Consider the following 9,597-nt stretch of genomic DNA (forward strand, 5'->3'; position numbering starts at 1 on the left):
AAGGAATCATGGCAACACGTTCGACGATCATGGACACCAACAGCTTCCGGCCGGAGATGGCCGCGAATCTGGACCCCGAAACCAGAAGGCTTACCCAGGAGCGTGAGGTTCTGGGGCCGGCCTATCGGCTCTTCTACCGCGATCCGGTGCATCTGGTGCGCGGACGCGGCTCGCGCCTGTGGGACGCCGACGGCGTCGAGTACCTCGACGTCTACAACAACGTCGCCTCGGTGGGCCACTGCCATCCCCGCGTCGTGGAGGCGATGACCAGGCAGGCCTCCGAGCTCAACACGCACACCCGGTACCTGCATGAGAACATCCTCCATTACGCGGAGGATATCCTCACCACCATGCCCGACGAGATCGACCGGATCATGTTCCAGTGCACGGGTTCGGAGGCCAATGACCTTGCCGTGCGGGTCGCCCAGGCCTACACCGGCGGCGAGGGGGTCATCGTCACCCATGAGGCCTATCACGGCAACTCGGCCCTGACGTCGAAGCTCTCGCCCGCCCTCGGCACGGCGCAGACGCTCGGGCTGACGATGAGAATGATCCCCACGCCCGACACCTATCGGGTCGTCGTCGATGGGAAACCCGCCTCGCAGTGCACCGCGGAGGAGTTTGGCGGATGGATGGCGGACGAGGTGCGAAAGGCCGTCGCGGACATGAGACGGCATGGCATCAGGTTCGCGGCCTTCCTGGCCGACTCCATCTTCTCCTCGGACGGCGTGTATCCCGACCCCGTCGGATACCTCAGGCCCGTCATCGCCGCCGTCCACGAGCTCGGCGGCGTGTGGATCGCGGACGAGGTCCAGCCCGGTTTCACCAGGACCGGCGACGCCTTCTGGGGCTTCGAAAGGCAGGGTATCGTGCCCGACCTCGTCACCTCCGGCAAGCCCATGGCGAACGGTCTTCCCACGTCCCTGATGGCCGCGCGTCACGAGGTCCTCGAACCCTTCGCGGGTTCGATCCCCTATTTCAACACCTTCGGGGGAAACCCGGTATGCATGGCGGCCGCGCAGGCCGTCCTCGACGTCATGCGCGACGAGGACACCATGGGCAACGCGAAGCGGGTGGGGAGGGTCTTCAAGGATGCCGTCACGGGCCTCAAGCCGGACCACCCCTGCATCGGCGACGTCCGCGGGGCGGGTCTGTACATCGGCTGCGAGATCGTCAGGCCCGGGACCGACCAACCCGACCAGGGTGCGGCGCTCGACATCCTCGAGACGCTCCGGGACAATCACGTCCTCACGTCGGTGTGCGGCCGCTACGGCAACATCCTCAAGCTCCGTCCGCCGCTGGTCTTCAGCGAGGACGACGTCGACTGGTTCATGCGGGCGTTCGGGAGGACTCTCGAAACCCTGTCCCTGTAGTTTGGGACCCATGCCGATTCGTCCGAATGCGCGTCACGGCATGGAAGGAGGATCTGCGATGCCTGGCGAAGCCAGAGGAGGCCGAAGCCGGGAGGGTGAGATGCGGCGGCTCATCGCGTGCAGGCTCCGGGGGATCATCGCAAGCGGGGAATATCGCCCTGGTGAAAGGCTTGGATCCGAGCGTGAGCTGGCGCGAGTCCTCGGCGTCACCAGGGCCGCCCTCCGGGAGGCGCTCGCCGATCTCGAGGCGGACAGGGAGATCGTCCGCAGAATCGGCAGGGCGGGTGGCGTGACGGTCTCCGACGGTCGTCTCGAGCGCAACATCAACACCGTGGAATCCCTGCCCGTGATCGCTCGGCGGCAGGGGTTCACGCTTTTCTCGCGGGTGCTTTCCGCCGTGCTGACGGGTGCCTCGCAATCCGACGTCCGGCTTCTTGAGCTTCCTGAACATGGACGCACGGTGTACGCGGTGTCACGTCTCCGAGAGATCGACGGCACGCCTCTGTCCCTGGAGATCACCCATCTTCCTGCCGCCATGTTCCCGATGTTCCTCACGCGCGATCTCACCGATCCCTTCTACGCCATCTTCGAGGAGGACTACGGGGTTCGTCCCGGGCTCGTCGACGAGACGCTGGAACCGGTGGTCTCCGACGCCACCGAATCCGACCTTCTGCGCGTTCCGCCTGGAACGCCGCTGATGCGGATTCGCCGCATCGCGCGGGATGCGTCATCAGGTCGACCCTTCGAGAAGGCGACCGACGTCTACGTCGCCTCGCGGATGCGCTTCACCATGCATCATTCCGGTTACGTCCGCCTGTCCGCCACGTCGGGTGCAGGAGTGTCGGGTCATGACGAGGCCCGTCGTTAGCGTGGAGGGCATGACGGGTCTCGTCACGGACGTGGTGTTCGACTTCTGCGGGGTGCTGCTCGACTGGCGGCCCCGCCTCACTCTTGAGGGACAGTATCCCTCAGGGGTTATCGACATGGTCATGGATCCGGGAGACCCCTGGGGATTCGACCATTACGACGCGCTGCTCGACTCCGGATGGAGCGAGGAGCGGGTGCTCGAGGACTACGGCCGACATCATGGCCCCGCGGTCGCCTGGGTGTTGCGGGTGTATCTCGAGCGTCAGGACAGGGCCTTCGCCGGCATGATCCCGGGCATGGAGGCCCTGCTTGAGGACTGCCGGGCCCGTGGACTGCGTCTGTGGGGGCTGACGAACTTCACCACTCGAGCCGTGAGCGCGGCTCGTGGGATGTTCCCCGCGCTTGGTCGTCTGGGGGACGTCCTGATCTCCTCGGAGGAGGGGATCCTCAAGCCCGATCCGCGAATCTACCGTCGCGCCCTGGACAGGTGGGATCTGGATCCGACGTCGACGGCGTTCGTCGACGACCGATTCGAGAACGTCGAGACGGCGAGAAGGCTTGGCATGACGGGCATCCGCTTCGAGGGGGAACCGTCGCTCAGGCGCCGTCTTCTTGGATCTCCCGTGGTCTGAGCCTCAGAGGGTCGATGCGGTTCTCTGATCGCTGCGGCCGTCTTCGTCCTGTCCGCCGTCTTCTCCTCCTCGTCATCCTTCCTCGTGACGCCCGAATCCCGGCACTGCGCCCATCCGCGACGTTCCCCCGGAATCCGCCGCTACCTTCGGTCTTCGCTGGACGACTTCTGCGCCGCCTCGGCCTCGTCGAGCGAACCGAATCCCGCCAATCGTACCGTTATCTCGATGGTGTCCCGGGTGAGGTTCCGCCTCCGTGCCGCCAGATCATCGACGTACGTGGCGTACAGGTGGAGGGTTCTGTCCGACCACGTCCCCAGCTCGCCGCGAAGATAGGTTTCGAAGGACGTGGCGTCGGGGGCGTCCTCCGACGACCTCAGACGCCGCATCCCCCGGCCCAGCCGCGGATACCGCCTGCGAAAGTCCGCCGCCCAAGACACCTGCCGCGCGATGATGCGCTCCTGAAGCGTCTGGCGCTCGGCGTTGATGCGGGGGATGCGGCCCGCGATGCGCTCCGCCCAGGCGGGAGGGTCGGTGGATTCCATCATCCGCGCGTACTTCTCGGCGACCAGGTTGCGGCCCGTCCGGTCGGCGTCCTCGAGGTCGCTCAGGTAGCTGGCGAGCAGCGGGACCGGCCAGGGCGCGAACTGGCTGAGCCGCATGGCATGGAATGTCGGCCAGTCGCCCTGGCAGGCGGCCCGTCCGCCCTCGTTGTCGGTGTCCTGGAATTGGTGCCATTCCCGTGCGATGACGTCCTCGATGAGTCGCCCGCGTTCCTCGTCCTTCCCGGATGCCGCAGATGCGCATGCCGCTGCGTCCTTTGCGGTGCCGGCTGGCGTTCCGTTCGCCGCCTTCCCCTCCGTCGCCTTTCCGCGAGCGGTCGCCGTCTTTGTCCCGTCCGTCATGCGTCCGCCCTTCCCGCCTGATTCGGCCTCGCCGGGTCCGCCGGCGATGGCCCGCCATCGGCCTTGCCGTTCCCCGTCTCCGATGCCGTGGTTAGGCTGTGCAGGCATGCCGCATCCGAGACGATATGCTCCTCGACGTAGGGGCGCTGCCATTCGAGGAAGGTCTCGTCGCTGTCGGTGAGGCCATCTCGGCGCAGCTCGCGGACGATTTCGGCGCAGACGCCCTCGATGCTGCGTCGGATCCGGTCGATGGCGGGCGTCGACCCTCCGCCCCCTTCCCCCAAACCTTCGCCGCCGAAGCAGGCCGCCGAAGACAGCCGCAGGATGTCCTCCAGTCGTGCGCCGACGTCGGCCAGGCGCGCGGCCGGTCGGCGGGACAGACGCCGGAGCGCCGCGAAGCGCCATTTGTAGTAGGGCAGATATCCCACGGTGACGGGACCGTTGATGAGGAACACCAGCGACATGACCGCCGAGACGAACTCCTCGAGGCATAGGCAGGCGGCCGCACCATCGTCCCGGCCGAGCATGCGTGGCAGGTTGTACTGTCCCGCCTGCGCCGCCATGCCCAGCCGCCGGGAGATCAGGGACAGCCTCACGTCCTCGGGCATGAAGGTGAACCCCTGCCGCGTCGACAGGAAGGCCCCGAGAGGGTCGGCGAACACCCTGCCGTTCGTCGCCGCCGCCAGGGTGGCCTCGTCGAGGAGCAGCCACTCATGCGGGGCGTCCTGCCCGGGGGCGTGGCGGAATCCGGTGAGGGATTCGAAGAATCCGCCGATGGGGAAGACCCCGACTCGACGTCCGGTGCCCGAGGCCCTGGGCGTCGTCGTTCTCGGTCCGAAGCCGAGGAAGGTCGCCGGCAGAGCGTCGTAGTCCCTCTGCAGCTCATCGCCGATGGCGGCGTAGTCCTCGTCCGTGAGCCACAGGCAGAACCCTGGTCCGAAGTCGTGGTCCTGGGAGAGCCGGTCATCGAAGCCGTAGCATTCGGATCCGTGCCCGACGAGTCCGGCCGCGATGCGGCTCACATACCGCGGATGACGTCGTTCCAGCATCGGCCGGCCGTAGGTCGTCCAGAACCGCCGGGACAGCTCCATGCCGGTGATGTCTCTTGCCGTCTCGCGCGAATCCGGCGGCATCGCGGCGGCACCGGGGGCGAGCGCCCCGCGGACCCGCGGACTGCTCATGGACGTTTCGGAACCACGCACGGAGGAGATGCTTCGGCGCAGGGGCCGGTGCGTGCGGGGATTCGTCCGAGGATCGGAGCGGTCGCCGTCCATGCCGTCAGAGGCATCGGCCCTGTCATCCCGGTCGGGGATGACGGCCTTGCGCTTTCGCGTTCCGTCCGTGTCCGGAGCGGTCGTGGCGGCCCTTTCGGCCTCCTGCAGGTTCGCTTCGGTGATGCGGTGGTAGTCGGTGTCCTTTCCGTAGCATTCGTCGATGACCGCAAGGGCCCGGCGATAGGCCTCCACGGCTTCGGCCGGACGTTCCGTGGCCAGTCTGGTCTGGGCGTAGGAGGCGAGGATGGCGGCGAAGTGGGCGCTGTGTTCGAGATGTCCGTGGCGGAAGATCCCCAGCGCCTTCTCGGCATGCGCAGAGGCGGTCTCGACGTCGCGTGCGTGACTCGGGGCGAGTTTCCCGCCGCCGCCGTCAAGCGTCGCGTCCGCCGGATCGCGCCCGCGCAAGGCCGGGTCGGGGCTCCGTCCGGCGGATCGCGCGCGTTCCAGCAGGGCCAGGGCGAGATTCGCATGGGTGGAGGCGACGTCGGGGTCCGAGTCGGGATCGGAGCTTGACGTCTCGAGGATCGTCAGCGCCTGCGATAGCTCGTCGATGGCCTTGTCCGGACGCCCCGTGTCCGAATAGAGCATCGAGAGGTTGTTGTGGAGGGCCGCGAGGCGCCGGTCCGTCGGCTTCAGCGTGGATGCCGCCGATTCGAGGGCCTGATGATAGAGGTCCTCCGCCTGTTCCGCCCGCCCTGCGGCGCGCATCCCCGTGGCCGCGTTGATGAGAGTGGTCGTCCAGGCCTCGCTGTTCTGGATCCCCATACGCAGTCCGAGTTCGAGGGCGCGCTGGATGATCCACTGGTTGTCCTCATGCCGGCCATGCGAACGATAGAAGCCCATCGTCTCGTTGAGCACGGTGAGCAGTCCGGCGTCGTTCCTGGCGTTCTCGGCGTCGGTCATGGCCTGCAGCAGATAGGGTTCCGCCTTAGTGGCCGCCTCGTGAGAGGCGTACAGGGCGTCGAGACCGGCAAGGAACCCGGTCGCGTCGAAGATCACGGGCTGCTGCAGTCCGTCCTGGGGCGAAGCTTCCCGTTCCGCGTCAGAGGGTTCCGCGGTCCGGCCGCGGACCATGCCCAGGAGTGCCTCCAGAGGGCCGTCGTCGATGCGTTCGTCCCGGTCGTTCCCGCTCGCGTCGTCCATGCCTCGCCTCCCTGCGTCCATCCGTTCCGCCGCATCGTATCCGTCCGCCTTTCGGCCGCGGCGCCGATGTGCTTCCAGTATGGCCCTATCGAGGCGGATGGGAGGAAGGAGGGAGCACCGTCGTGGCGCCGCTTATTCCGGGTCTCCCCGGGAGGCGCCAACGCGGTGTCTTCGACGCCGTGGATAGGCGTGGGGGTGTGTGTGCCGGCGCCCATGGCCAATGATCCAAACGATTCACGATACGATACGATCCTGCCGGCATGCATCGGTATGAAGAAGGGGAGAATGGCGATATTCCGCCATTCTCCCCGTCATTGTCGGGCTGGCGAGATTTGAACTCGCGGCCTCTTCGTCCCGAACGAAGCGCGCTACCAAGCTGCGCTACAGCCCGTCCGACAACGAAGGATATGATACCGCCGCGCCCGGGACAACGCCCGTCTGCGTGTCGATGGCCGAGGCCTCATGCCGGTTCCGCGGTCTTTCGCGGCCGTGTATCCCCGCCCCGATACACTGGTGCGACATGAGCGACATGAGCGATTCAGACGTCGGCGAGGAGGAGCGGGACGCGGCCGGGAAGCCATCGGATTCGATGACCACCGTGGAGCATGCGCGTCTTCTGCTTGACCAGGACAGGGCCATAGCGGCGAGGATCGGCGAGGGTGCGGCGCCCGAGGATGCCATCGACCCGTCGAACGCCGAGTTCGGCCCCGCGGCCCATCCGGAGCAGACGCAGATCAGGGTCGCCAAGCGCGCGATGATGCTCAGGGAGGGCATCCCGCCGTATCCGGTCCATGTCGACGTCACGGACACCATTCCCGAGGTTCGGCGTCGCTATGACGATCGTCTCCAGCCGGGAGAGGAGACCGAGGACATGGTGGGCGTCGCCGGACGCGTCATGTTCCTGCGCAACGCCGGAGGCCTGTGCTTCGTCCAGCTGTCCGCCGGGGACGGCACCACCCTTCAGGGCATGGTGTCCAAGAGGGAGATCGGTGCCGATTCGCTGAAGCGCTTCAAGCGGCTGGTCGACCTCGGTGACCATCTCTTTCTGCGTGGACGGGTGGTCTCGTCGCGCACCGGCGAGCTGTCCGTCTTCGCCACCGAATGGACCATCGCGGCCAAGGCGCTGCAGCCTCTCCCCGCCCTGCACAAGGAGCTTAACGAGGACACGAGGACGCGGAAGCCCTATCTCGGCATGATCGCCGACCACCGCGTGCGTGACATGGTGCGCAACCGATCGAAGGCCGTGGCCAGCCTGCGTCGCACCTTCGACGGGCACGACTTCCTCGAGGTGGAGACGCCCATGCTCCAGACCATCCATGGTGGCGCTGCGGCCCGGCCCTTCACCACGCATATGAACGCCTTCGACATCGACCTCTTCCTGCGCATCGCCCCCGAGTTGTTCCTCAAGCGCTGCCTCGTCGGGGGCATCGACAGGGTGTTCGAGATCAACCGGGACTTCCGCAACGAGGGCGCCGACGCCACGCACGCCCCGGAGTTCACGATGGTTGAGGCCTACGAGGCCTATGGCACCTACGACACCATCGGCAAGCTCGTCAAGGAACTCGTCCAGCGCACGGCGACCGACGTGTTCGGCTCCACCACCGTCACGCTGCTCGACGGCACCACCTACGATTTCGGTGGCGAATGGCGCCAGATCAGCATGTACGAGTCGCTGTCCGAGGCGCTGGGGGAGGAGATCACCCCCGACACGAGCGTCGCTCATCTCGGAGCCATCGCGGACGGGCTCGGCGTGGAGCGCGACGAGGTGGAGAACCACGGCAAGCTCGTCGAACATCTCTGGGAGCACTTCTACGAGGACAAGCTCTACGAGCCCACGTTCGTGCGGGACTTCCCCGTCGAGACCTCGCCTCTGGTCAAGTCGCACCGCTCCAAGCCGGGCGTGGTCGAGAAATGGGACCTCTACGTCCGTGGCTTCGAGCTCGCGACGGGATACTCCGAGCTGAACGACCCCGTTGTGCAGAGGGAGCGTTTCCTTGCTCAGGCCCGTGACGCCATGGCCGGCGATGAGGAGGCCTCCGACATCGACGAGGACTTCCTGGAGGCCCTTGGCGTGGGGATGCCTCCTGCGGGCGGCATGGGCATGGGCATCGATCGTCTGCTCATCGCCCTGACGGGCGCCACCATTCGCGAGACCATCACCTTCCCTCTGGTCAAGCCACTCGGCCGATAGACGGATCGACGCACGCCATGACGAGCGTAGGGGAGTGGGTCCGCGGAGCGCGCCCCTGGACGCTGGCCATGGGGGCGTCCCCTGTGGTCATCGGCGCGGCTGCGTCTTGGAACCGTGTCATGAAGGGCGTGTGGGGAGGGGCCATGGCCCATGCGGCCTGTCCGATCGCCGGCGGTCGGCCTCGGACGGGGCTCGCCTCAGGACAGGGCGTGTGCGTGACCTCGCCGGCGTGGTTCCTTGCCGTGGCGGCCTTGTGCCTGGTCGCGTCCCTGGCCCTGCAGGTCGCGGCGAACTATCTCAACGACTACTTCGACGGCGTGCGAGGAGTCGATGAAGGTCGCAACGGCATCGCTGCGGCTGGTGGCGGGGTCGTCGAGGCTGTGGGCGGCGTGGGAAGCGGATCCGACGGCTCCACGCGCGCCGTCGCCCCTTCGCGTCTGGTTGCCTCCGGGATCCGACCGCGCAGCGTCCTGAAGGCGGGTGTCGTCGCGCTCGTCATTGCCGCCGCGTCGGGCCTCGCCGTGGTGGTCCTGACCGGACATGTGCTCCTGCTCGTCGTCGGGGCGCTGTCCGCCCTCGCCGCATGGGCCTACACGGGTGGCAGGAACCCCTACGGATATCGCGGCTGGGGGGAGGCCATGGCCTTCCTTTTCTTCGGTCCCGTGGCCTGCGTGGGCACGCAGTGGGCGCTGATGGGCGGTCTGGGCTCCGTCGCGGGACTGGACCCGTCCTCGGTCATCATGTCGCTGGTCCCGGGCTGCTGCTCGGCCTGCCTGATGATGGTCAACAACCTGCGGGACCTGCCATCCGATGCCGAGGCCGGGAAGCGCACCCTGATGGTGCATCTGGGCCGTCGGCGAGGCACGCGGCTGTTCTCCCTGTCCATGGCGGTGGCCGTCGTGTCGCCTGTTCTTTTCCTGTGGTCACTTCAGCCTTGGTCGCGCATGGGCGAGACGGACTGCGGCGTCACGTCAGACGGTCTGCGCTCATGTCTTCCGTCCGGTCCGTCGGTTCCCCTGACATGGACGGTCGTGGCCTGTGCCGTGATGCTGGCGGTAGCCGGCATCGCGGCGGCCATTACGGTGCGGGGACGGCACTGGCGCCCGGCCCTCCGGCTGTGTTCGGCCGTCGCGGTCCTCTCCTGCATCGTGGTGTCCCTGACGGCGGTGGCGATGGCCTGACGGGACGGGCATGGCGGGACTGTCTGGCGGGTCG

General features: G+C 67.2%; 7 protein-coding genes and 1 tRNA gene. 5 read left to right on the forward strand and 3 right to left on the reverse strand.

The genetic code is table 11. The features are described 5' to 3' along the window. The first annotated feature begins 8 nt into the window (after positions 1–8). From RWX87_RS05850 to RWX87_RS05860, 3 genes are read left to right on the forward strand one after another with little or no spacing between them, the layout of a single operon-like run. A complete protein-coding gene (locus RWX87_RS05850; RefSeq protein ID WP_399552322.1) occupies positions 9–1,373 on the forward strand; it encodes an aspartate aminotransferase family protein in 1,365 nt (454 codons plus the stop codon). A 58-nt stretch (positions 1,374–1,431) separates the two neighbouring features. Further along, on the forward strand, positions 1,432–2,241 hold the full coding sequence (locus tag RWX87_RS05855; protein WP_314688565.1) for a GntR family transcriptional regulator: 810 nt from the start codon (positions 1,432–1,434) through the stop codon (positions 2,239–2,241). Further along, positions 2,222–2,872, forward strand: coding sequence for an HAD family phosphatase (locus RWX87_RS05860; RefSeq protein ID WP_314688567.1), 651 nt, complete (start codon positions 2,222–2,224; stop codon positions 2,870–2,872). The genes RWX87_RS05855 and RWX87_RS05860 overlap by 20 nt, the downstream gene beginning before the upstream one ends. Before the next feature lie 140 nt (positions 2,873–3,012). Here the strand turns inward: RWX87_RS05860 and RWX87_RS05865 are convergent, their stop codons facing one another. The 3 genes from RWX87_RS05865 to RWX87_RS05875 all read right to left on the reverse strand — a co-directional run bounded on the left by RWX87_RS05865 (position 3,013) and on the right by RWX87_RS05875 (position 6,582). Beyond that, the gene (locus tag RWX87_RS05865; protein WP_314688569.1) at positions 3,013–3,774 is read right to left on the reverse strand and encodes a DUF4125 family protein; all 762 of its coding nucleotides are present in this window, start codon (positions 3,772–3,774) and stop codon (positions 3,013–3,015) included. Next, positions 3,771–6,122: a DUF4037 domain-containing protein gene (locus RWX87_RS05870; protein WP_399552323.1), complete on the reverse strand. Its 2,352-nt coding sequence runs from the start codon at positions 6,120–6,122 to the stop codon at positions 3,771–3,773. The genes RWX87_RS05865 and RWX87_RS05870 overlap by 4 nt, the downstream gene beginning before the upstream one ends. Before the next feature lie 386 nt (positions 6,123–6,508). After that, positions 6,509–6,582 (reverse strand) — tRNA-Pro (locus RWX87_RS05875). A 198-nt stretch (positions 6,583–6,780) separates the two neighbouring features. On the opposite strand from RWX87_RS05875, the gene lysS reads away from it, so the two are divergent. Together lysS and menA are read left to right on the forward strand one after the other, a co-directional pair. Beyond that, positions 6,781–8,382, forward strand: coding sequence for a lysine--tRNA ligase (lysS, locus tag RWX87_RS05880; protein WP_399552324.1), 1,602 nt, complete (start codon positions 6,781–6,783; stop codon positions 8,380–8,382). Positions 8,383–8,399: 17 nt separating this feature from the next. Continuing rightward, the gene (menA, locus tag RWX87_RS05885; RefSeq protein ID WP_314688573.1) at positions 8,400–9,563 is read left to right on the forward strand and encodes a 1,4-dihydroxy-2-naphthoate octaprenyltransferase; all 1,164 of its coding nucleotides are present in this window, start codon (positions 8,400–8,402) and stop codon (positions 9,561–9,563) included. The last annotated feature ends 34 nt before the right edge of the window (positions 9,564–9,597 follow it).

The sequence above is a fragment of the uncultured Bifidobacterium sp. genome (assembly GCF_963540075.1).
Classification (GTDB): Bacteria; Actinomycetota; Actinomycetes; order Actinomycetales; family Bifidobacteriaceae; genus Bifidobacterium.

What these genes read in the sequence shown, in the direction of transcription:
- RWX87_RS05850 (WP_399552322.1), top strand. Translation starts at nt 9, where the DNA reads ATGGCAACACGTTCGACGATCATGGACACCAACAGCTTCCGGCCGGAG.
- RWX87_RS05855 (WP_314688565.1), top strand. Translation starts at nt 1,432, where the DNA reads ATGCCTGGCGAAGCCAGAGGAGGCCGAAGCCGGGAGGGTGAGATGCGG.
- RWX87_RS05860 (WP_314688567.1), top strand. Translation starts at nt 2,222, where the DNA reads ATGACGAGGCCCGTCGTTAGCGTGGAGGGCATGACGGGTCTCGTCACG.
- RWX87_RS05865 (WP_314688569.1), bottom strand. Translation starts at nt 3,774, where the DNA reads ATGACGGACGGGACAAAGACGGCGACCGCTCGCGGAAAGGCGACGGAG.
- RWX87_RS05870 (WP_399552323.1), bottom strand. Translation starts at nt 6,122, where the DNA reads ATGGTCCGCGGCCGGACCGCGGAACCCTCTGACGCGGAACGGGAAGCT.
- lysS (WP_399552324.1), top strand. Translation starts at nt 6,781, where the DNA reads ATGACCACCGTGGAGCATGCGCGTCTTCTGCTTGACCAGGACAGGGCC.
- menA (WP_314688573.1), top strand. Translation starts at nt 8,400, where the DNA reads ATGACGAGCGTAGGGGAGTGGGTCCGCGGAGCGCGCCCCTGGACGCTG.